At 52.1% G+C, this 21,674-nt stretch carries 20 protein-coding genes; 9 read left to right on the plus strand and 11 right to left on the minus strand.

The genetic code is table 11. The annotated features are described in order from the left end of the window. The first annotated feature begins 5 nt into the window (after positions 1-5). From HV237_RS24095 to glmS, 3 genes are all read left to right on the plus strand, one after another. Positions 6-425, plus strand: coding sequence for a F0F1 ATP synthase subunit epsilon (locus HV237_RS24095; protein WP_003023809.1), 420 nt, complete (start codon positions 6-8; stop codon positions 423-425). A 672-nt stretch (positions 426-1,097) separates the two neighbouring features. Next, positions 1,098-2,468: a bifunctional UDP-N-acetylglucosamine diphosphorylase/glucosamine-1-phosphate N-acetyltransferase GlmU gene (glmU, locus tag HV237_RS24100; RefSeq protein WP_019077996.1), complete on the plus strand. Its 1,371-nt coding sequence runs from the start codon at positions 1,098-1,100 to the stop codon at positions 2,466-2,468. A gap of 223 nt (positions 2,469-2,691) precedes the next feature. Next, entirely contained in the window at positions 2,692-4,521 is a 1,830-nt protein-coding gene (gene glmS / locus HV237_RS24105; protein WP_047358454.1) for a glutamine--fructose-6-phosphate transaminase (isomerizing), read from the plus strand. Between the two features lie 69 nt (positions 4,522-4,590). On the opposite strand, the gene HV237_RS24110 is transcribed toward glmS, so the two are convergent. Then, a protein-coding gene (locus HV237_RS24110) for an IS3 family transposase (protein WP_135107962.1) occupies positions 4,591-5,954 on the minus strand; the annotation gives its coding sequence in 2 pieces (ribosomal slippage) (positions 4,591-5,477 and positions 5,477-5,954; 1,365 coding nt in all). Between the two features lie 351 nt (positions 5,955-6,305). On the opposite strand from HV237_RS24110, the gene pstS reads away from it, so the two are divergent. The 5 genes from pstS (at position 6,306) to phoU (ending at position 11,008) form a co-directional block, all read left to right on the plus strand. Beyond that, the gene (pstS, locus tag HV237_RS24115) at positions 6,306-7,346 is read left to right on the plus strand and encodes a phosphate ABC transporter substrate-binding protein PstS (protein ID WP_016155079.1); all 1,041 of its coding nucleotides are present in this window, start codon (positions 6,306-6,308) and stop codon (positions 7,344-7,346) included. Positions 7,347-7,538: 192 nt separating this feature from the next. Further along, positions 7,539-8,498, plus strand: a complete 960-nt coding sequence (gene pstC / locus HV237_RS24120) for a phosphate ABC transporter permease PstC (protein ID WP_016155078.1) — start codon at positions 7,539-7,541, stop codon at positions 8,496-8,498. Continuing rightward, positions 8,498-9,388 carry a phosphate ABC transporter permease PstA gene (gene pstA / locus HV237_RS24125; RefSeq protein ID WP_016155077.1) on the plus strand — a complete coding sequence of 297 codons (891 nt, stop codon included), beginning with the start codon at positions 8,498-8,500 and terminating at the stop codon, positions 9,386-9,388. Before pstC ends, pstA begins: the two co-directional genes overlap by 1 nt. A gap of 106 nt (positions 9,389-9,494) precedes the next feature. Further along, positions 9,495-10,268 (plus strand): phosphate ABC transporter ATP-binding protein PstB, encoded by a 774-nt coding sequence (gene pstB / locus HV237_RS24130; RefSeq protein ID WP_003023821.1) that lies wholly within the window; start codon positions 9,495-9,497, stop codon positions 10,266-10,268. 14 nt (positions 10,269-10,282) lie between these two features. Further along, complete coding sequence (gene phoU / locus HV237_RS24135; RefSeq protein WP_003023824.1) at positions 10,283-11,008, plus strand: phosphate signaling complex protein PhoU; 726 nt, start codon at positions 10,283-10,285, stop codon at positions 11,006-11,008. Positions 11,009-11,091: 83 nt separating this feature from the next. On the opposite strand, the gene yieH is transcribed toward phoU, so the two are convergent. Continuing rightward, positions 11,092-11,757: a 6-phosphogluconate phosphatase gene (gene yieH / locus HV237_RS24140; protein ID WP_047358455.1), complete on the minus strand. Its 666-nt coding sequence runs from the start codon at positions 11,755-11,757 to the stop codon at positions 11,092-11,094. Between the two features lie 167 nt (positions 11,758-11,924). Here yieH and adeP point away from each other — a divergent pair, with 167 nt between their 5' ends. After that, positions 11,925-13,262, plus strand: a complete 1,338-nt coding sequence (adeP, locus tag HV237_RS24145) for an adenine permease AdeP (protein ID WP_016155075.1) — start codon at positions 11,925-11,927, stop codon at positions 13,260-13,262. A gap of 115 nt (positions 13,263-13,377) precedes the next feature. Here adeP and HV237_RS24150 read toward each other — a convergent pair whose 3' ends face one another. The 9 genes from HV237_RS24150 to rpmH all read right to left on the minus strand — a co-directional run bounded on the left by HV237_RS24150 (position 13,378) and on the right by rpmH (position 21,068). After that, positions 13,378-13,944 carry an NADPH-dependent FMN reductase gene (locus HV237_RS24150; RefSeq protein WP_047358456.1) on the minus strand — a complete coding sequence of 189 codons (567 nt, stop codon included), beginning with the start codon at positions 13,942-13,944 and terminating at the stop codon, positions 13,378-13,380. 30 nt (positions 13,945-13,974) lie between these two features. After that, positions 13,975-14,724: a 4'-phosphopantetheinyl transferase superfamily protein gene (locus HV237_RS24155; RefSeq protein WP_047358457.1), complete on the minus strand. Its 750-nt coding sequence runs from the start codon at positions 14,722-14,724 to the stop codon at positions 13,975-13,977. Between the two features lie 166 nt (positions 14,725-14,890). Then, the gene (gene yidZ / locus HV237_RS24160; RefSeq protein ID WP_047358458.1) at positions 14,891-15,850 is read right to left on the minus strand and encodes an HTH-type transcriptional regulator YidZ; all 960 of its coding nucleotides are present in this window, start codon (positions 15,848-15,850) and stop codon (positions 14,891-14,893) included. Continuing rightward, positions 15,819-17,000: an MFS transporter gene (locus HV237_RS24165; protein WP_019078000.1), complete on the minus strand. Its 1,182-nt coding sequence runs from the start codon at positions 16,998-17,000 to the stop codon at positions 15,819-15,821. The genes yidZ and HV237_RS24165 overlap by 32 nt, the downstream gene beginning before the upstream one ends. A gap of 180 nt (positions 17,001-17,180) precedes the next feature. Then, on the minus strand, positions 17,181-18,545 hold the full coding sequence (mnmE, locus tag HV237_RS24170; protein ID WP_047358460.1) for a tRNA uridine-5-carboxymethylaminomethyl(34) synthesis GTPase MnmE: 1,365 nt from the start codon (positions 18,543-18,545) through the stop codon (positions 17,181-17,183). Positions 18,546-18,680: 135 nt separating this feature from the next. Next, a complete protein-coding gene (yidC, locus tag HV237_RS24175) occupies positions 18,681-20,327 on the minus strand; it encodes a membrane protein insertase YidC (RefSeq protein WP_003023844.1) in 1,647 nt (548 codons plus the stop codon). Positions 20,328-20,329: 2 nt separating this feature from the next. Next, on the minus strand, positions 20,330-20,587 hold the full coding sequence (gene yidD, locus HV237_RS24180) for a membrane protein insertion efficiency factor YidD (RefSeq protein WP_003023846.1): 258 nt from the start codon (positions 20,585-20,587) through the stop codon (positions 20,330-20,332). After that, the gene (gene rnpA / locus HV237_RS24185; RefSeq protein ID WP_003844432.1) at positions 20,551-20,910 is read right to left on the minus strand and encodes a ribonuclease P protein component; all 360 of its coding nucleotides are present in this window, start codon (positions 20,908-20,910) and stop codon (positions 20,551-20,553) included. The genes yidD and rnpA overlap by 37 nt, the downstream gene beginning before the upstream one ends. A 17-nt stretch (positions 20,911-20,927) precedes the next feature. Further along, positions 20,928-21,068: a 50S ribosomal protein L34 gene (gene rpmH, locus HV237_RS24190; RefSeq protein WP_003023858.1), complete on the minus strand. Its 141-nt coding sequence runs from the start codon at positions 21,066-21,068 to the stop codon at positions 20,928-20,930. Positions 21,069-21,674: the final 606 nt, after the last annotated feature.

Raw genomic sequence — 21,674 nt, forward strand, 5'->3', positions numbered from 1 at the left:
GTGATATGGCAATGACTTACCACCTGGACGTCGTCAGCGCAGAGCAGCAAATGTTCTCTGGTCTGGTCGAAAAAATCCAGGTAACGGGTAGTGAAGGTGAACTGGGTATTTTCCCGGGTCACGCACCGCTGCTCACCGCCATTAAGCCTGGTATGATCCGCATCGTTAAACAGTTCGGTCATGAAGAGTTTATCTATCTGTCCGGCGGCATTCTCGAAGTGCAGCCTGGCAGCGTGACCGTTCTGGCTGATACCGCGATTCGCGGACAGGATCTCGATGAAGCGAGAGCCCTGGAAGCGAAGCGTAAGGCTGAAGAGCACATCAAGAGCTCTCATGGTGACGTGGATTACGCTCAGGCATCTGCGGAACTGGCCAAAGCGATCGCGAAACTGCGCGTTATCGAGTTGACCAAAAAAGCGATGTAACACCGGCTTGAAAAGCACAAAAGCCAGTCTGGTTGCCAGGCTGGCTTTTTTTATGGTTTTGTTTCAGTGAAAGTGGAACTAAAAAGCTGTTTTATTATTTTGTGATTTGTGTCACAAAAATATTGATCGGTTAAAAAATGAGGCGTAGACTCTTTTTTGTGTGATGTGTGTCACATAATTAACTCAGATAAAAACAGGATACCGACATGAAACTGATTAATAAAATCATCGCTCTTTTCAGCAGCATGGAAGTTTAGTCTTCCCGACCTGCTCTGTGGCGCGATGCTTCATACGGTTATCAGCACGCGCCAGCTGTTATTAAATCCCACTCCTCCGCTTTATCGTTTGTCCTCTTCCCTTTTAAAACTCTATTTTCCCTGTCTGTTTTTTCTACTTCTCGCTGAATCACATTAATAAAATTATAATTTTCTTTTGTAACTCTTTATTCATGCAGTAAAAAAATAGCAAAAACATTAACCTAGGCTTTAATAAGAGCAGCCTCCTGGTTTTTGGGAGACAAAAGACGCCGAAATAGACGAAAATAGAGAGTTATCAGAGGGGAAATTTCCCCGATTGAACGTTTTATCTTCGGTCCATTTCACGATGAAAAAAATGTAGTATTTTCAATGTGAAACGGTATAAATTCGTTCTCAAATTACAGTCAGGACGTGTATGTTGAATAATGCTATGAGCGTCGTGATCCTTGCCGCAGGCAAAGGCACGCGTATGTATTCCGATCTCCCTAAAGTGCTGCATACCCTCGCAGGAAAGCCGATGGTTCAGCATGTCATTGATGCCGCTAATGAATTAGGTGCGACTCACGTACATCTGGTCTACGGGCACGGTGGTGATTTGCTTAAGCAGACGCTGAAAGATGGCAATCTAAACTGGATTCTGCAGGCAGAGCAGTTGGGGACCGGCCATGCAATGCAGCAGGCAGCGCCATTCTTTGGTGATGACGAAGACATTTTAATGCTCTATGGCGATGTGCCGCTGATCTCTACCGATACCTTACGTAGCCTGCGTGATGCTAAACCGCAGGGCGGCATCGGCCTGTTAACGGTAAAACTGGATGATCCATCCGGCTATGGGCGTATTACGCGTGAGAACGGTAACGTCACCGGTATCGTCGAGCATAAAGATGCAACTGACGAGCAGCGCCAAATCCAGGAAATCAACACTGGTATTCTGATTGCCAATGGCGCGGATATGAAGCGCTGGCTGTCCAAACTCACCAATAACAATGCGCAGGGTGAATACTACATCACCGATATCATTGCTATGGCGTATCAGGAAGGACGCGAAATTGCTGCGGTACATCCGGCACGTATTAGCGAAACAGAAGGGGTGAATAACCGTCTTCAGTTATCCCGTCTGGAGCGTGTTTATCAGTCTGAGCAAGCAGAGAAACTGTTGCTGGCGGGCGTGATGCTGCGCGATCCTGCACGTTTTGATCTTCGCGGTACGCTTATTCACGGGCGCGATGTTGAAATTGATACTAACGTTATCATTGAAGGTAACGTAACCGTTGGGGATCGCGTCAAGATTGGTGCTGGCTGTATCATCAAAAACAGCGTGATTGGTGAGGGTTGTGAGCTTAGCCCATACAGTGTGGTGGAAGATGCCCATCTGGAAGCCGCTTGCACCATCGGTCCATTCGCGCGTCTGCGCCCGGGTGCTGAGCTGCAGGAAGGCGCGCACGTGGGTAACTTCGTCGAAATGAAAAAAGCGCGTCTGGGTAAAGGTTCTAAAGCTGGTCATCTGACCTATCTGGGCGATGCGGAAATTGGCGATAATGTGAATATCGGCGCGGGTACGATTACCTGCAACTACGATGGTGCCAATAAGTTTAAAACCATTATTGGTGATGATGTGTTTGTGGGTTCTGATACTCAGTTGGTGGCGCCTGTCACCGTGGGTAAAGGTGCCACCATCGCTGCTGGCACTACCGTAACGCGTAATGTCGCCGATAACGAACTGGTATTAAGCCGTGTACCTCAGGTCCATAAACAGGGCTGGCAGCGTCCGGTGAAGAAGAAGTAAGTGATTTTTGCCGGATGGCGGCCTACGTGCGGTGACGTTCTGTAGGCCTGATAAGCGTAAGCGCCATCAGGCAGACAAGAGATGAGGGGATAACATAATCCTCCGCTCAACAAGCAGTACCATAAAAATAACCCCACTCTCTACAAGGCTCGGGGCGCCCGGAAAGGGCAAATACAGGTCAGCGACAACGACAGGCAAATGCCTAAATTCGGAATCAAAAAATATGTGTGGAATTGTTGGCGCTATCGCGCAGCGTGATGTAGCTGAAATCCTTCTCGAAGGTTTACGTCGTCTGGAATATCGTGGTTATGACTCTGCTGGTCTGGCCGTTGTCGATGCTGAAGGCAACATGACCCGTCTGCGTCGTCTGGGTAAAGTGCAGATGCTGACTGCTGCTGCGGAAGAACATCCGCTGCATGGTGGTACAGGTATCGCTCATACCCGTTGGGCGACACACGGTGAACCTTCAGAAGCGAACGCGCATCCCCATGTTTCTGAACACATTGTTGTGGTGCATAACGGCATCATTGAAAACCATGAACCTCTGCGTGAACTACTGAAAACCCGTGGTTACACCTTTGTTTCTGAAACCGACACCGAAGTGATTGCTCACCTGGTGCATTGGGAACTGGAACAGGGTGGTACGCTGCGTGAAGCTGTACTGCGTACTATTCCACAGTTGCGCGGTGCCTATGGCACGGTGATCATGGATACCCGTAACCCAGAAACGCTGCTGGCGGCCCGTTCAGGTAGCCCGCTGGTGATTGGTCTGGGGATGGGGGAAAACTTTATCGCTTCCGATCAGCTGGCGCTGCTGCCGGTAACCCGTCGCTTTATCTTCCTGGAAGAAGGTGACATCGCAGAAGTGACCCGTCGTTCTGTCTCTATTTTTGACAAGTCTGGCGCACAAGTGAAGCGTCAGGATATCGAATCGAATCTGCAGTATGACGCGGGCGAAAAAGGTATTTATCGCCACTACATGCAGAAAGAGATCTACGAACAGCCGAATGCAATTAAAAATACGCTGACCGGTCGCATTAGTCACGGTGAAGTGGATTTAAGCGAGCTGGGTTCACGTGCCAACGAGTTGCTGTCTCAGGTTGAGCATATCCAGATTATCGCCTGCGGTACGTCCTACAACTCCGGTATGGTGTCCCGCTACTGGTTTGAATCGCTGGCTGGTATTCCTTGTGATGTCGAAATCGCTTCCGAGTTCCGCTATCGCAAATCCGCCGTGCGTCGTAACAGCCTGATGATTACCCTTTCCCAGTCCGGTGAAACGGCGGATACCCTGGCAGGTCTGCGCTTATCTAAAGAGCTGGGCTATCTGGGCTCGCTGGCTATTTGTAACGTACCGGGATCTTCTCTGGTGCGCGAATCCGACCTGGCGATGATGACCAATGCCGGTACCGAAATCGGTGTGGCCTCGACGAAAGCATTTACCACCCAACTGACCGTTCTGCTGATGCTGGTGGCGAAACTGTCTCGTCTGAAAGGTCTGGATGCGTCTATCGAGCAGGAGATCGTTCATGGTCTGCAGGCACTTCCTAGCCGTATTGAGCAGATGCTGTCTCAGGACAAACGCATTGCCGCTCTGGCGGAAGGTTTCTCAGACAAACACCATGCGCTGTTCCTGGGCCGTGGCGATCAGTACCCGATTGCGCTGGAAGGCGCGCTGAAGCTGAAAGAGATCTCTTATATTCACGCTGAAGCTTATGCTGCAGGCGAACTGAAACACGGTCCGCTGGCGCTGATTGATGCCGATATGCCGGTTATCGTAGTTGCGCCGAACAACGAACTGTTGGAAAAACTGAAATCCAACATTGAAGAAGTTCGCGCTCGTGGCGGTCAGTTGTACGTCTTTGCGGACCAGGATGCTGGCTTTATCAGCAGCGAAAACATGCACATCATTGAGATGCCGCATGTGGAAGAGGTGATTGCACCGATCTTCTACACCGTTCCGCTGCAGTTGCTGGCGTATCACGTGGCGCTGATTAAAGGCACCGACGTGGACCAGCCGCGTAACCTGGCAAAGTCGGTTACCGTAGAGTAATCCGCACTTAACTGAACTGAAAATGCCCTGCTGCAAGTGGACTGACCCCATAAAGTTGGACAGTTCATGTTAAGCGGCTTTCAGAGCCTGGGTTCGGTATTCTACCGGACTCAGGCCTTTTAATTTCAGGCTTATTCGTTCGTTGTTGTAGTAATGGATATAGCTCTCTATCGCCTTCCTTAGTTCGCTGACACTGCTGAACTGACTCAGATAAAAACATTCCGATTTCAGCGTCCCGAAGAAGTTCTCCATCACCGCATTGTCCAGACAGTTCCCTTTACGCGACATACTCTGCGTCATGCCCTTCGCCTTTAACCTGGCCTGATAACCTTCCATTCGATATTGCCAGCCCTGATCCGAGTGCAGCAGCGTGCTATCTTCCGGGCTGAGCTTCAGGAACGCATCGTGCAGCATCGTATTAACCATCTCCATCACCGGCCTTTCCGACAGGCTGTAGGAGATAATCTCCCGGTTAAACAGGTCAAGAACCGGTGACAGGTACAGCTTTTTACCCTGTACCGAGAACTCAGTAACATCTGTAACCCATTTTTCGTTGGCTTTTGACGCGCCGAAGTTCCGGTTCAGTATATTGGGCGCTGCCCTGCCAGTTTCGCCTTTCCAGGAACGATATTTCTTCACCCTTATCAGGGACCGGAGCGACAGCTCTGCCATCAGTCGTTGCACTGTTTTATGGTTCACCAGCAGCCCCTGTTTTTTCAGCGAGAGCGTGATCCTGCGGTAGCCATAACGTCCTTTGTGATAGTGGTAAATCTCTCTTATTTTATCTTTCAGTCCGGCATGCCTGTCCATGCGCTTTAGCGCGTTCATATTGTGATACCACGTGCTGCGGGACATACCCGCGGCACGCAGAAGATCACTGAGCGCATACTCCAGCCTTAGCTCACTGATTATTGCGGCTTTTTGCCGTTTTTCTCGCTTTGAACTAAGGCCTTCAGCTTTTTTAGGTAGGCATTCTCTGCACGCAGGTAACGGAGTTCAGCCCGTAGTTCTTCGGGCGATAACGTTTCCAGTGCAGCATCGGTAAGTGGAGATGATTTTTTAGGTTTTTTCATGTCCTTGCTCCGGCCCTGTTTTATCCTCAGAAGTCCTTTCTCACCATCATCCTGGTAAACATTAACCCAGTGCCGGACAACGGTTTCGGTTGAGATATTAAACCGTGCGGCGGCCTCGCGCATGGAAAGTTCTTCAGCGAGTACAGTCCGGACTACAGCAATCCGGAACGACGGTGAATGGCGGTCATTTTTCCAGGTAATACCATCAATACCGTGGAGTGGCCAGGCTCTTACCCAGCGTCGCACCGATGTTCTTTCAACACCAAAACGTTCAGCGGTACGATGTGTGCCATCGAGTCCGGCAAGGTAATGATTAACTACAGCTAATCTGGTTTCGAGGGAATATTTTGGCTTTGCCATAAAAAACTGCACCTTAGTCAGTTGGGTGTCCAACTTTTGGGGTGCAGTCCACAAGCGGGGCATTTTTTTAGCTTGTTCTGTTTTTAATCAATTACCCCGCCTGTTTTATGTGACAAACCGTCATCTTCAACTACTGTTTTCAGTGTCATAAAAAGAAAATTTCAGCGAAATGTTATTGTCATGATGGTGATTAACATTCTGTTTTAAATGTATTTTTAGATAAAAAACTTCCCAAGTTTTTCATTGTCATAAAACTGTCATATTTCGTACATTTAACTGTCACCTGTTTGTCCTATTTTGCTCACAGTAGCAACTCAAACAACGATTTACGAAAACCGTGCAGGAGACATTATGAAAGTTATGCGTACCACTGTCGCAACTGTTGTCGCCGCGACCTTATCCATGAGCGCGTTTTCTGCGTTTGCAGCAGCGAGCCTGACAGGTGCAGGTGCAACCTTCCCTGCGCCAGTGTATGCCAAATGGGCAGATACCTATCAGAAAGAGACCGGTAGCAAAGTAAACTACCAGGGTATCGGCTCCTCCGGTGGTGTAAAACAAATTACGGCCAATACCGTTGATTTCGGCGCCTCAGACGCACCGTTGTCTGACGAGAAACTGGCGCAAGAAGGCCTGTTCCAGTTCCCGACTGTTATCGGTGGTGTGGTGCTGGCGGTGAACATCCCTGGCCTGAAATCCGGCGAACTGGTGCTGGACGGTAAAACGCTGGGCGACATCTACCTCGGTAAAATTAAGAAGTGGGATGATGAAGCCATCACCAAACTGAACCCGGGTCTGAAGCTGCCTTCTCAGAATATCGCCGTTGTGCGTCGTGCTGACGGTTCCGGTACTTCCTTCGTTTTCACCAGCTACCTGGCGAAAGTGAACGAAGAGTGGAAATCTAAAATTGGTTCCGGCTCTACCGTTAACTGGCCGACCGGTCTGGGCGGTAAAGGTAACGACGGTATCGCTGCGTTCGTACAGCGTCTGCCGGGTTCTATCGGCTACGTTGAGTACGCTTACGCTAAGCAGAACAACCTGGCGTACACCAAGCTGGTCTCTGCTGATGGCAAACCGGTAAGTCCGACCGAAGAAAACTTTGCCAACGCTGCAAAAGGCGCTGACTGGAGCAAAACCTTCGCTCAGGATCTGACTAACCAGAAAGGTGACGATGCGTGGCCGATCACTTCCACCACCTTCATCCTGGTGCATAAAGAGCAGAAGAAACCTGAGCAGGGCGCTGAAGTGCTGAAGTTCTTCGATTGGGCGTACAAAAATGGCGGCAAACAGGCTAATGACCTGGATTACGCCAGCCTGCCGGACAGCGTGGTTGAGCAGATTCGTGCTGCATGGAAGACCAACGTGAAGGACAGCAGCGGTAAAGCGCTGTACTAAATACCCGTCATACTTCGAGCCGCAGCTGTGTTGGCTGTGCTTGTTCACCCCAGTCACATAGTGAATCTATGCTCCTGGGTATTCACAAGCTTGCCGCCTTGCTGCAACTCGAATTATTTAGGGTATGGCATTACGTTAGCCGGGAAGCACGATAAAATGCGTGCTTCCTGGCCCAAACTTAAAGAGTGATTTATGGCTGCAACCAAGCCTGCTTTGAACCCACCGGGTAAAAAAGGTGACATGATATTCAGCGCGCTGGTAAAACTGGCTGCGCTGATTGTGCTATTGATGTTGGGTGGCATTATTGTCTCTCTGGTTATCTCCTCCTGGCCAAGCATTCAGAAATTTGGCTTCTCCTTTCTGTGGACTAAAGAATGGGATGCGCCAAACGATATCTACGGTGCATTAGTACCGATTTACGGTACGCTGGTCACCTCGCTTATCGCACTGCTGATCGCCGTTCCGGTGAGTTTTGGCATTGCCTTATTCCTGACTGAACTTGCTCCTGGCTGGCTGCGTCGCCCGCTGGGTATCGCTATTGAATTGCTGGCGGCAATTCCGAGTATCGTGTACGGCATGTGGGGCCTGTTTATCTTTGCCCCGCTGTTTGCGACTTACTTCCAGGAGCCGGTCGGGAACATCCTTTCCAACATTCCGTTTGTTGGCGCGCTGTTTGCGGGTCCGGCATTTGGTATCGGCATTCTGGCCGCTGGCGTGATCCTTGCCATCATGATCATCCCGTACATTGCGGCGGTTATGCGCGATGTGTTCGAACAAACGCCGGTGCTGATGAAAGAGTCAGCCTACGGCATCGGTTGTACTACCTGGGAAGTTATCTGGCGCATCGTCCTGCCGTTCACCAAAAACGGCGTGATCGGTGGCGTGATGCTCGGTCTGGGCCGCGCGCTGGGTGAAACCATGGCGGTGACGTTCATCATCGGTAACACCTACCAGCTCGATAGTGCCTCGCTGTACATGCCGGGCAACAGTATTACTTCTGCGCTGGCGAATGAATTTGCCGAAGCGGAATCAGGACTGCACGTTGCCGCGTTGATGGAACTGGGCCTGATTCTGTTTGTGATTACCTTCATCGTGCTGGCGGCGTCTAAGTTCATGATCATGCGCCTTGCGAAAAACGAGGGGGCACGCTAATGGCTACGCTTGAAATGCAAAACACCGCTGCGCTTGCGGAATCCCGCCGTAAAATGCAGGCGCGTCGTCGTCTGAAGAACCGCATTGCGCTGACGCTCTCTATGGCGACCATGGCATTCGGTCTGTTCTGGCTTATCTGGATCCTGATGTCCACTATCACCCGCGGTATTGACGGTATGTCACTGGCGCTGTTCACCGAAATGACACCTCCGCCGAATACGGCTGGTGGTGGTCTGGCGAATGCCCTGGCCGGTAGCGGACTGTTAATTCTGTGGGCGACCGTGTTTGGTACACCGCTTGGTATTATGGCGGGCATCTACCTGGCAGAGTACGGACGTAAGTCCTGGCTGGCTGAGGTGATCCGCTTTATCAACGACATCCTGCTTTCTGCGCCATCAATCGTGGTCGGTCTGTTCGTTTACACCATCGTGGTAGCAAAAATGGAGCACTTCTCCGGCTGGGCGGGCGTTATCGCGCTGGCGCTGCTGCAGGTGCCCATTGTTATTCGTACCACGGAGAACATGCTCAAGCTGGTACCGGATAGCCTGCGTGAAGCCGCCTATGCGCTGGGTACGCCGAAATGGAAGATGATTTCTGCGATCACCCTGAAGGCCTCTGTCTCAGGCATCATTACAGGCGTTTTACTGGCTATTGCACGTATCGCAGGTGAAACGGCTCCGCTGCTGTTTACGTCGCTCTCCAATCAGTTCTGGAGCACTGACATGATGCAGCCTATCGCCAACCTGCCGGTCACTATCTTTAAGTTTGCGATGAGCCCGTTTGCTGAGTGGCAGCAACTGGCCTGGGCCGGGGTACTGATTATTACCCTGTGCGTACTGCTGCTGAACATTCTGGCGCGCGTCATTTTCGCGAAGAAGAAACACGGTTAAGACGAAGTGCCGGATGGCGGCGTAAACGCCTTATCCGGCCTACGATTGAAGACATTTGTAGGCCTGAAAGCTGCGCGCCATCAGGCATGATGAGGAAAAGATTGAAATGAGTATGGTTGATACTGCCCCGGGTAAGATTCAGGTTCGTGATTTGAACTTCTACTATGGCAAGTTCCATGCCCTGAAGAACATCAACCTGGATATTGCCAAAAACCAGGTAACGGCGTTTATCGGGCCGTCAGGCTGTGGTAAATCGACGTTGCTGCGTACGTTCAATAAAATGTTTGAACTGTACCCGGAACAGCGTGCGGAAGGCGAAATCCTGCTGGATGGCGACAATATTCTCACCAACACTCAGGATATCGCTCTGCTGCGTGCCAAAGTGGGCATGGTATTCCAGAAGCCGACGCCGTTCCCGATGTCCATCTACGACAACATCGCTTTTGGCGTGCGTCTGTTTGAGAAACTCTCTCGTGCGGATATGGACGAGCGTGTGCAGTGGGCATTGACCAAGGCCGCACTGTGGAACGAAACCAAAGATAAATTACACCAGAGCGGGTACTCTCTCTCCGGTGGTCAGCAGCAGCGTCTGTGTATTGCGCGTGGGATCGCCATTCGCCCGGAAGTGCTTCTGCTTGATGAGCCGTGTTCAGCGCTCGACCCTATTTCTACCGGGCGTATCGAAGAGCTGATCACTGAGCTGAAAGAGGATTACACCGTCGTTATCGTTACCCACAACATGCAGCAGGCTGCGCGTTGTTCCGATCACACGGCATTTATGTACCTGGGCGAGTTGATTGAGTTCAGTAACACGGACGATCTGTTCACCAAGCCCGCGAAGAAACAAACTGAAGACTACATCACCGGTCGTTACGGCTGATTCAGGAGCTTGTTGTGGATAATCTTAACCTTAATAAACATATTTCCGGCCAGTTCAATGCAGAGCTGGAAAGCATCCGTACCCAGGTGATGACCATGGGCGGCATGGTCGAGCAGCAGCTTTCTGATGCGATTACCGCCATGCACAATCAGGACAGTGAGCTGGCGAAGCGCGTCATTGAAGGCGATAAGAACGTCAATATGATGGAAGTGGCGATCGACGAGGCCTGCGTGCGTATCATTGCCAAGCGTCAGCCGACCGCCAGTGACTTGCGTCTGGTGATGGCGATTATCAAAACGATCGCTGAGCTGGAACGTATTGGTGACGTTGCGGATAAAATTTGCCGCACCGCGCTGGAGAAATTTTCTCAACAACATCAGCCGCTGCTGGTAAGCCTGGAATCACTGGGTCGCCACACCGTACAAATGCTGCATGACGTGCTGGATGCGTTTGCGCGTATGGATCTTGACGAAGCGGTACGTATTTATCGCGAAGATAAGAAAGTCGACCAGGAGTATGAAGGTATCGTGCGTCAGCTGATGACCTACATGATGGAAGATCCGCGTACCATTCCAAGCGTGCTGACCGCGCTGTTCTGCGCGCGCTCCATCGAGCGTATCGGTGACCGTTGCCAGAATATCTGCGAATACATCTTCTACTTCGTGAAGGGACAAGACTTCCGTCACGTGGGCGGTGATGAGCTGGATAAGCTGCTGGCGGGCAAAGATCCGAAAGAGTGATATTTGTGGCGGGTGGCGCTAACGCTTACCCGCTCTACGAGACATGCAGGCCGGATCAGCGTTAGCGCCATCCGGCCTTTCAGCTATCGCGTAATATTCCAACCCCGCGCCTTCCATAACGCTGGCAACTGTGCCAGATCGGTAAACGTCGTCACTTTTGGATGATCGATTGGTTTGTTATGCGGATCGGCGCAGAAGTAAAACACTTCCATCCCTGCAGCAATCCCCGCCTGCGCACCTGCGCTGGAGTCATCAACCAGAATGCAGTTCTCAACGTTAACGTCCATCGCTTTCGCCGCATGGAACATCAGGGCCGGATCGGGTTTCCAGCGTTGAATATCGTAGCCGCTGAACAGCAAATCAGGGAAATGGTGCAACATGCCCAGCTTACCCAGAGAGTGCTGCATTTTGCTGACCGGACCGTTAGATACCACGCACATAGGGACGGTCATGCTGTCCAGCAGCGCATTAGCACCGGCAATCACCTCCAGTTCCGTATCGAACAGACGTGCGACCTCTGCGCGGTAAACCGGTTCTAATTCGGCTTTTGCCAGTTCGACACCGTGCTCTTCGTTGATAATGTCGATGATCTCGTACAGCTTTACCCCCTTGAAGCGTTTAAAAGTTTCTTCAAGATCGAGCGTAATGCCGAACGCCTGGAACATGCTGACATACGCGCGAGAACAAATCACTTCACTGTCGACAAGGGTACCGTCACAGTCAAAAAATACGGCTTCTATCTGGGACATGTCATTTCCGTTTTAACAAGTTTAACGTTTTCGTAATGCATTATTGGGCGACGCAATCGTTGCCGTATAAGCAAAATCAATGAAAAAAGTTGCTCATAACCCAACCCTATTGTCGCATTTTGGTATAGGATAGCGACGAATTTTCCCTCCTTGTTCGGAAATTGATAATGAGTCAACAACACACAACCCAGGCTTCTGGCCAGGGGATGCTGGAACGCGTGTTCAAACTGCGCGAACATGGCACGACGGCACGGACCGAAGTGATCGCCGGTTTAACCACCTTCCTGACGATGGTGTATATCGTTTTTGTTAACCCGCAAATTCTTGGCGTGGCTGGTATGGATACCAGCGCCGTCTTTGTGACCACCTGCCTGATTGCTGCATTTGGTAGCATCCTGATGGGCCTGTTTGCCAACCTGCCGGTCGCACTTGCGCCTGCTATGGGTCTGAATGCGTTCTTCGCCTTCGTGGTCGTTGGCGCGATGGGCCTGTCATGGCAGATCGGTATGGGCGCAATCTTCTGGGGCGCGGTAGGTCTGTTGCTACTGACGATTTTCCGCGTACGTTACTGGATGATTGCCAACATCCCGGTTAGCTTGCGCGTGGGGATCACCAGCGGTATTGGTCTGTTCATCGGCATGATGGGGCTGAAAAACGCTGGTGTTATCGTCGCCAACCAAGACACCCTGGTGTCTATTGGTAACCTGACGTCCCACAGCGTACTGCTCGGTATTCTGGGCTTCTTTATCATCGCGATTCTGGCTTCACGTAACATCCATGCGGCGGTACTGATCTCTATCATTGTGACCACGCTGCTGGGTTGGATGCTGGGCGATGTCCATTACAACGGGATCGTCTCCGCGCCGCCGAGCGTAATGTCCGTTATCGGGCATGTTGATCTGGCTGGTTCGTTTAACATTGGTCTTGCGGGCGTAATTTTCTCGTTCATGCTGGTCAACCTGTTCGACTCCTCCGGTACGCTAATTGGCGTCACGGATAAAGCCGGTCTGGCGGATGCGAAGGGTAAGTTTCCGCGTATGAAGCAGGCGCTGTATGTGGATAGCGTGTCATCGGTTGCTGGTGCGTTTATCGGTACTTCTTCCGTTACCGCGTATATCGAGTCTTCTTCCGGGGTTTCTGTCGGTGGACGTACTGGCCTGACCGCGGTAGTTGTCGGCCTGCTGTTCCTGTTGGTTATCTTCCTGTCGCCGCTGGCGGGAATGGTACCGGGATATGCGGCCGCTGGTGCGCTGATTTACGTTGGCGTCCTGATGACATCAAGCCTGTCACGCGTGAAGTGGGATGACCTGACTGAAGCCGTTCCGGCGTTTATTACCGCCGTGATGATGCCGTTTAGCTTCTCGATTACCGAAGGTATCGCGCTGGGCTTTATTTCCTACTGTGTGATGAAAATCGGTACCGGACGTTTCCGCGATCTCAGCCCATGCGTCATCGTTGTCGCACTGCTGTTTGTGTTGAAGATTGTGTTTATCGACGCGCATTAATTGCCGCTGAGACGGTGCTGCGCGAGGCGTGTAGACCTGATAAGCGCAGCGCCATCAGGCAAATTTGATAACCGGATACGGCCCGCCAGGCATTGCAGCCAGCGGGCTTTTTCTATTAGGCTTTCACACGCTGGATGTAGTCGCCAAATGCGGTCAGCTGGCCGGTTAGATGGTCCAGCGTACTTTGGTCGATCACTTCACCTGTCTGCGGGTCCACTTTGTTCTGAATCACGCCGCCCATAAATTCCGGCTTGTTCATTACCATGGCGTCGAGGAACACCAGGATCTGACGTAGATGATACTGGCAGCGCGCGCCGCCAATGGTGCCCATGGAGCTGGTCTGGATCAGCACCGGCTTACCCGATAATGGCTGATCCGGCAGGCGGGACAGCCAGTCGATGGCGTTCTTCAGTCCTCCAGGCACAGAATAGTTATATTCCGGTGTCACGATGACGACACCGTCAGCCTTCCTGATTTGCTCTGCCAGCGCTTCTACGCTTGCCGGAAAACCTTCTTCCTGCTGGAGGTCGGCATCGTACAGTGGGATATCACCAATTGATGGCAACGCGTTGACTTCCATTCCTGCTGGAGCAATCTTGGGCAGCGTACGGGCAACCATTCCATTAAACGAACCTTTGCGTAGACTTCCCAGTAACGTAACAACATTCAATGTTTCTGACATGGTGACTCCTGTTTCATCATAAAGGTTAAATCAAAGCGTATGGCTCTTCGCTGCGCATAATTGAGAGAACCGGATCAGACGACCCGTAGGCTCATTGGCGCGGGTCTGGATATCAGGCAAACTTTTCCAGTCCTGTTTACCATCAAACTCCCAAACCTTGAGTTTTTCAATGGTTGGCGTAACCGCAACCGACCACACCAGAACATCTTCCGCATCGCAAATGGCTTCAACCTGCGCAACATGGGCACATTTCAGACGTCCTGCGCCGGGTAAAAGCTGGAGTTCGTGTGGATCATCATTGCTGCTTACATCGCCGGTGAGTTTGAGTACGCTCTGGCGCAACGTAATGAGCTGCGCGCGTGCTTCGTTGGGGTCGTTTTGGTTATTGATCCACAGATTTTCGTTGCTGGAGAAGCGCCATGTTTCCGTTGAATGCGGATGGTGAAAGCTGCGGGTAGCTCGCTGCAGTTCCATATCCAGCCCGCACGTTCCTTCAGTTGTTAGCGCAACGCCAACGATATTCCCGGCATAAGAAATCGAAAATCCCGGCAGGTTCTTATCGCGAAAAACGGGCTTACCTTTGGCCTGAGTAACAATCTCGGGCAGCGTACTGGTGCCGTAAAGCATAAACATCAGTTCAGCGAGTAAACTTCGGGAAGCCAGGAAACGTGTTCGGCGATGAGCGGGGAGATCTCTTGCTTCGATATGACATGGAGAAGGGAGGCGAGCTGAAACCAGGTGTCCCTCCGTAAGAATCCCTCTGGCAAAATGTGTCGCCATTTTTCGCTCCGTGATTAATGGTCCGTGATAATTACCAGAGTAACATTTACGCGGCATCCAGGCAGGCTTTGCTGCCCAAAAAGTAAGCTGAAATAGAATACATTACGCGATATTTACATTTCTGTTGCCAGAATAGTCGATTTAGCAACAAAGTGGCGGTGCAACGTCAGGACATATCGCGATAAAGCGCCTTGATGGTGTCTTTCAACCAGACGATCTTAGGATTATGACTGTTACGTTTATGCCAAAGAAGGGTGAACGGTACGCGCATTTTTTCCAGCTGTGCGGCATCAAAAGGCATAGGGCGCGCCACGAGCGGAAGCTGGTGGAGTTGGTTATAACGCTGGCAATAAACCGGAGCTGTGGCTATTAGCGCGTGATCCGGCTGGGCGGCCATAAACAGCGATTGCTCAAAACCGGGCAGACATAACGCAATATTGCGCGCGCGCCCCATCTCTTGCAGGACTTCATCCAGCGCCCAGGTATCGCTTTGCTCCCAGCTAATGCTGATGTGCGGATAGCGCAGAAATGTGTCCAGATTCCACTCTTCCTGCAATGCCGGATGATCTTCACGTAGCCAGACACAGGGGAGATCGGAAAACAGCACTTCATGGTCGATCGACAACGGCAGCAAACTCAACAGTTCACGCGAACGCGGATGGCTTTCCCGGCCAGTAAAGCCGATATCCACTTCGCCGCGAATAATTGCATCCAGCGAATCATAGTCCCAGTTGCGTATTTTGATCGTCGCCTGGGGATGACGCTGATAGATCTGTCGGGAGAGCGCGTTGAACATGATCATCACCAGCGGCGTTTCGGCCACCAGATCAAACTTCAGCCCGCGCGGCGCTTCATGGTGTGGCTTATCCAGCAACTGGTTGCTCATCTGCATCCACTCTGCCAGATTCTGTTCCATGCTGACCATCAGCGGTGTTGGCGTTAGCCCCAGCGGGGTGTTTACAAACAGTGGATCGTCAAACCAGGCCCGCAGTTTCGACAGCGACTTGCTGACCGCCGACGGCGTGACGTTCATCCGTTTGGCTGTTTTGGTGACACTGCGTTCCTGCATCAACAGCTGCAGGCAGAGCAATAAATTAAGATCGAGACTGCTGAGGGATTTCTTCATGAGTTGGCGTGGACCGGTTAGGTGCAACAGTGATAATCAGCATGATACTCACTATGCTACAGCCAATCAGAATCCCGATCAGCATATTCAGCGCATCAAGACCGAGCACCGCCGCCAGCCATATCCACAGCGAGGAACCGCAAACCTGCGCAATACCTAACGCCGAGCTGGCAACGCCCGCACGCAGCGAGAAAGGTCCCAGCGCTTGGCTCATCGCGACACCGAAGCCGACCGAGAACCCGGCACAGATTAAGGTCAGCCCAAACAGCGTCACCATGTGCGTACTGGCAAGGGTTAACACCACACCAGCAGACAGAAACAGCACTTGTGAGGTCAGCATCAGAACACGAGGTTTAAACACGCTCAGGGCGAATGGCGTAGAGAACGAGACCGCCATACTGATGCCTGCGGTCATGGCCATCGTGGTGGCGTATTCTCCACGGTCAAAGCCCATCACTTCCATCAACAGCACCGGCGAAGTATTCACGAAGGTCAGGATCACCGACACGCTGAGAGTGGTGATGGCCAGACGGCTTAAGAAAAAACGGTTCACCAGCGATTCAGATAGGTGGTTCTTCTCTGCAGATGCCGGGAGCGTCGCTGGGCGCGATTCTCGCAAGATAAACACTGACAGCAAGCAAACGGCCACACCCATACCGATCATCGTGTAGAACAGGCTCTGCCACGGGTATTTGAGCATAATCAGATGCCCCATCACCGGTGCCAGTACCGGCACGATACAGGTGATACCGTTCAACAGCGACAGTACCTTCGCCCGGCGGCGATCGTCGAGCGTATCGCGCAGGATGGCGAAAGCCACCACATAGCAGCAGCCTGCGCCTACGCCCTGAATAAAGCGGCCTGTGAGAAACGGCGTACCGCTTTCGGCGAATGAACACAGCGCAGAGGCGAAAATAAAGATGAGGGCGCCGACAATAGCGACGGGTTTGCGTCCTGACTGGTCAGCAATTTTCCCGGCAAACAGCATCGCCGTCGCCATTCCCGCCAGATAAACCGAAAACGCGATATGCAGTTGCGCCTCGCTGGCCTGTAAATCGGCAGCAATACGGGGCAGCCCCACCAGATACATATCAATACCCGCGGGATAAAGTAACACCAGGGCGAAACTGCAGATTAGAAAGCGTGTCATAGCGACCTCATGAGGAATGTGGCGCTAAGCATACGGGCAGAGAGTCAACTGCACGAGTTGCCATTTGGACAACAGTGATTTCCATATGGGAAATTACTTGTAGCCGGATAGCCGCTTTGCTTTATCCGACCTACGGGTACTGTAGGCCCGGTAGGCACCGCACCACCGGGCAACACAACGTTACTTGCCAATACAGAAGCTGGAGAAAATCCTTCCCAGCAGATCGTCGGAGGTAAATTCCCCGGTGATCTCACTGAGGTTCTGCTGCGCCAGACGTAGTTCCTCTGCCAGCAATTCTCCGGCCCATGCTCCGAGCAGTTGGGCTTTACCCTGCTCGAGATGCTCCGCCGCTTCTGCCAGCGCCTGCAGGTGACGACGGCGCGCCAGGAAGCCGCCTTCCATATTGGTTTCAAAGCCCATGCTCTGTTTGAGATGGTTACGCAGCACGTCAACGCCTTCACCGGTACGCGCGGATAGGCGAACCAGTGAGTGGCCATTTACTTCGCTAAGGCCCAGCGTCTCACCGGTAATATCCGCTTTGTTACGCACCACGGTAATCGGCAGTTTGGCTGGCAGACGGGCAATAAAGTCTGGCCAGATGTCAGCCGGGTCCACGGCGTCGGTGGTGGTGCCATCAACCATAAACAGAACGCGGTCAGCCTGTTCAATTTCCTGCCACGCGCGTTCGATACCAATGCGTTCAACTTCATCGCTGGCATCGCGCAGACCGGCAGTGTCGATGATGTGCAGCGGCATACCGTCGATATGAATATGCTCACGCAGTACGTCGCGAGTCGTACCCGCAATGTCGGTCACAATGGCCGCCTCACGACCTGCCAGCGCGTTCAGTAGGCTTGATTTCCCGGCATTTGGGCGACCGGCAATGACCACCTTCATCCCTTCGCGCAGCAGGCTGCCCTGACGCGCTTCGGCACGAACAGCATCGAGATCGCTGATAACGTTGTTGAGCTGCGCTTCAATCTTGCCATCAGACAAAAAGTCGATTTCTTCATCCGGAAAGTCGATCGCCGCTTCCACGTAGATGCGCAGGTGAGTGAGCGCTTCCACAAGATGATTCACCCGTGCAGAAAATGCGCCCTGCAACGAGTTCAGCGCCGAGCGAGCGGCTTGCTCTGAGCTGGCATCGATCAGGTCGGCAATTGCCTCTGCCTGGGCCAGATCAAGCTTATCATTGAGAAACGCACGCTCGGAGAATTCACCCGGTCTGGCAATGCGCAGCCCGGGAATGGTCAGAATACGTTTGAGCAGCAGATCGAGAATCACCGGACCGCCATGGCCCTGAAGCTCTAAAACATCTTCACCGGTAAAGGAGTTTGGGCCGGGGAACCACAGGGCAATTCCTTGATCCAGCGTGCTGCCATCCGCGTCTTTAAACGGCAGATAGTCGGCATAGCGCGGTTTTGGTAGTTTCCCCAGTACGTTTTCTGCAACCTCGCGCGCCTTCAGGCCGGAGATGCGCAGGATACCCACGCCACCACGTCCCGGTGGGGTGGCCTGAGCGACGATGGTGTCGTTATGGTTCATGATAGCTCTCTTGTAAATGTAAAAAAGGCGGTCTAATGACCGCCTTCTCTGGCATTAACTTTACCGTGAATACTCGAAATAATTCAAGTGCAGGAAGGCGGCAAGCAAATTCAGCCAACGCCCCTGCGACTAGTATCAGGAGTTTTTCTTCTCGCGGCTATGCAGGCCACGTTTCTCCAGACCACGGTAAATCAGCTGCTGCTGAATAATGGTTACCAGGTTGCTGACGATATAGTACAGCACCAGACCTGATGGGAACCACAGGAAGAACACGGTGAAGATGACCGGCATGAAGGTCATGATCTTCTGCTGCATCGGGTCGGTCACGGTGGTCGGAGACATCTTCTGAATGAAGAACATCGTCACGCCCATCAGGATCGGCAGGATGTAGTACGGGTCCTGTGCAGATAGGTCATGGATCCACAGAGCGAACGGCGCATGACGCAGTTCAATGGAGCCCATCAGCATGTAGTACAACGCCAGGAAGATTGGCATCTGGATGATCAGCGGGAAGCAGCCGCCCAGCGGGTTAACCTTCTCAGCTTTGTACAGGGCCATCATTTCCTGGCTCTGACGCTGTTTGTCATCGCCCAGACGCTCACGCATAGCCTGAATCTTCGGCTGCAGCATACGCATCTTCGCCATGGAGGTGTACTGCGCTTTGGTCAGCGGGTACATGATGCCACGAACGATAAAGGTGATAACGATGATGGAGAAGCCCCAGTTACCCAGGAAGCTATGGATCCACTTCAGCAGTTTGAACAGCGGCTGAGAGATGAACCACAACCAGCCGTAATCCACGGTCAGATCCAGGTGCGGTGCAACTGCCGCCATTTTATCCTGAATTTCCGGGCCGACCCACAGGGTGCTGGTCATCGCGCCAGTCTGGCCAGGCTGAACCAGTACCGGCTGTGATTTATAGCCGATAGCGGCAATGCCGTTACCCAGGTTAGCGGTATAGAAGTTGTTGGTGCCGTCGTTACGCGGAACCCATGCCGTTGCGAAATACTGTTGCAGCATTGCGACCCAGCCGTCTTTAGCATTGACGTTCAGGTTTTCGTTTTCAGCAATGGTGTCGAATTTGTATTTCTCATACTTTTCATCCGGCGTGGAGTACGCCGCGCCACGGAAGGTGTGCAGCGCAAAGTTGCTGCTACCAGTGTCGCGATGAGATGGCAGATTGATGGATTGCTTCAGCTGACCAAAGGTGGAGACTTCCAGCGGTTTTTCGCCGGCGTTCTGCACGCTGTAGTTAACGTTGACAGCATATTCACCGCGCTTGAGTACAAACGTTTTAGTGAATGTGTTACCCGCTGCGTCAGTATAGGTCATCGGGATCTGCAGTTCGTTCTGACCGTCAGCCAGTACAAACGCGTCTTTTTCGACGTTGTACAGCGGACGCGGGCCGTTAGCCGGGTTATCCGGGCCGTCACGACCTGTCAGGCCACTCTGTGCCTGGTAGATGAACTGTGGCGTGGTTTCCAGTAACTGGAACGGTTCGGTAGAACCGAGTTCTTTCGGGTAAGCTGGCAGTGAAGCCTGTTCCACATCACCACCACGGGTGTTGATGGTCAGATCAAGCACGTCAGTTTTAACCGTAATCAGTTTCCCCTGGCCACTGGCCGGTACGCCCTGGTCTGCGGCGCTACCCGCTGCGGTGGTCGTTGTCTGCGTGGTCTGTTGGGCCTGAGGTTGCGGGTTTTTATCCTGCTCCCAGGCTTGCCAGATCATGAAAGACACGAACAGCAAAGCGATGACTAAAAGATTGCGTTGCGAATCCATCGTTAGTGTTCTCTGGTATCAAATGGTCCGGGCGGGACGGGATCGTCACCACCAGGGTGTAAAGGGTGGCATTTTAATACGCGTTTCACCGTCAACCAACTGCCTTTTATCACTCCAAACCTGCGCAATGCCTCAATTCCGTAGCTCGAGCAGGTTGGAGTGAAACGGCAATGCGGCCCAAGCAGCGGACTGATCAGGCGTTGATAGACCCGAATAAGGGCTATCAGGACCCGCGAGCCAGGCGACAATGGCGACGCCATAATTTTTCCAACGCTTCCGAGAGAGCACGGTTATCGAGGTCAGCAACCCCTTTTTTCGCCACCACCACGAAATCCATTGCTGGAAGTTCGTGCTGACGTAAACGAAAGCTTTCACGTGTCAGACGTTTAATCCGATTGCGTTCATGCGCGCGTTTAACGTTTTTCTTGGCGACGGTAAGACCGATACGGGGATGCCCCAGCGAATTCAGGCGGCCGAGGATGGTGATTTGCGGCGTGCCAGCCCGTTGTGGCTGCTGGAAGACGAATGTGAAATGAGTGGGAGTTAACAAACGTAACTCCCTGGGAAATGCGAGCTTAACCACTCAGGGGCTAGCTTTTATTACTTAGAAACGGTCAGACGAGAACGGCCTTTAGCACGACGACGTGCCAGAACCTGACGACCATTTTTATTAGCCATACGAGCACGGAAGCCGTGAGAACGGTTGCGCTTCAGTACAGACGGTTGAAAAGTGCGTTTCATGGCGATTTCTACCTAAACTTGAATAAATTCACTGACTTTTGCGTATACCCGAACGAATTTCGAACGACTTACGCCACAGTGTGGGTGATTAAAGAGGCCGGATTGTAATAATTGTACACTCCGGAGTCAATTCTCTTTCCTTATTTCCCGCTTTTTTCCGCATGGTTTCGCGTATAAAACAGGCAGCGTTGACGCCGTAAGGCGACCGTTACTCGCTGGGGGTAAGAATTATACGGGCTGGCGGATAAAGCGCAAGGATCGCTCGGGATCTTTATTAGATCGTTTAAGCAGTAAAGCATCTTTACTCATTAATTTTTTCAATATGCGCGCTAAAACCTGCAGCACTTCTCCAGGATCGTTTACACTTAGCCGATTCTGGATCATCCTGTGGATAAATCGGGAAGAATCTGTGAGAAACAGAAGATCTCTTTCTCAGTTTACGCTATGATCCGCGGTCCTGATCGTTTCAATGGATCCTGATCGGGTAAAAATTGCAGATAGCAATTCGCACGTCACCCTTTGCATAGGGTCTTGTCGATGTGCGTCAACAATCATGAATGTTTCAGCCTTTGTCATTTATCGACTTTTGTTCGAGTGGAGTCCGCC

This window comes from Citrobacter sp. RHBSTW-00570 (genome assembly GCF_013739755.1).
GTDB lineage: Bacteria > Pseudomonadota > Gammaproteobacteria > Enterobacterales > Enterobacteriaceae > Citrobacter > Citrobacter braakii.

Coding starts and splice junctions, on each gene's coding strand:
- HV237_RS24095 (WP_003023809.1), top strand. CDS start 6: ATGGCAATGACTTACCACCTGGACGTCGTCAGCGCAGAGCAGCAAATG.
- glmU (WP_019077996.1), top strand. CDS start 1,098: ATGTTGAATAATGCTATGAGCGTCGTGATCCTTGCCGCAGGCAAAGGC.
- glmS (WP_047358454.1), top strand. CDS start 2,692: ATGTGTGGAATTGTTGGCGCTATCGCGCAGCGTGATGTAGCTGAAATC.
- pstS (WP_016155079.1), top strand. CDS start 6,306: ATGAAAGTTATGCGTACCACTGTCGCAACTGTTGTCGCCGCGACCTTA.
- pstC (WP_016155078.1), top strand. CDS start 7,539: ATGGCTGCAACCAAGCCTGCTTTGAACCCACCGGGTAAAAAAGGTGAC.
- pstA (WP_016155077.1), top strand. CDS start 8,498: ATGGCTACGCTTGAAATGCAAAACACCGCTGCGCTTGCGGAATCCCGC.
- pstB (WP_003023821.1), top strand. CDS start 9,495: ATGAGTATGGTTGATACTGCCCCGGGTAAGATTCAGGTTCGTGATTTG.
- yieH (WP_047358455.1), bottom strand. CDS start 11,757: ATGTCCCAGATAGAAGCCGTATTTTTTGACTGTGACGGTACCCTTGTC.
- adeP (WP_016155075.1), top strand. CDS start 11,925: ATGAGTCAACAACACACAACCCAGGCTTCTGGCCAGGGGATGCTGGAA.
- HV237_RS24150 (WP_047358456.1), bottom strand. CDS start 13,944: ATGTCAGAAACATTGAATGTTGTTACGTTACTGGGAAGTCTACGCAAA.
- HV237_RS24155 (WP_047358457.1), bottom strand. CDS start 14,724: ATGGCGACACATTTTGCCAGAGGGATTCTTACGGAGGGACACCTGGTT.
- yidZ (WP_047358458.1), bottom strand. CDS start 15,850: ATGAAGAAATCCCTCAGCAGTCTCGATCTTAATTTATTGCTCTGCCTG.
- HV237_RS24165 (WP_019078000.1), bottom strand. CDS start 17,000: ATGACACGCTTTCTAATCTGCAGTTTCGCCCTGGTGTTACTTTATCCC.
- mnmE (WP_047358460.1), bottom strand. CDS start 18,545: ATGAACCATAACGACACCATCGTCGCTCAGGCCACCCCACCGGGACGT.
- yidC (WP_003023844.1), bottom strand. CDS start 20,327: ATGGATTCGCAACGCAATCTTTTAGTCATCGCTTTGCTGTTCGTGTCT.
- yidD (WP_003023846.1), bottom strand. CDS start 20,587: ATGGCGTCGCCATTGTCGCCTGGCTCGCGGGTCCTGATAGCCCTTATT.
- rpmH (WP_003023858.1), bottom strand. CDS start 21,068: ATGAAACGCACTTTTCAACCGTCTGTACTGAAGCGCAACCGTTCTCAC.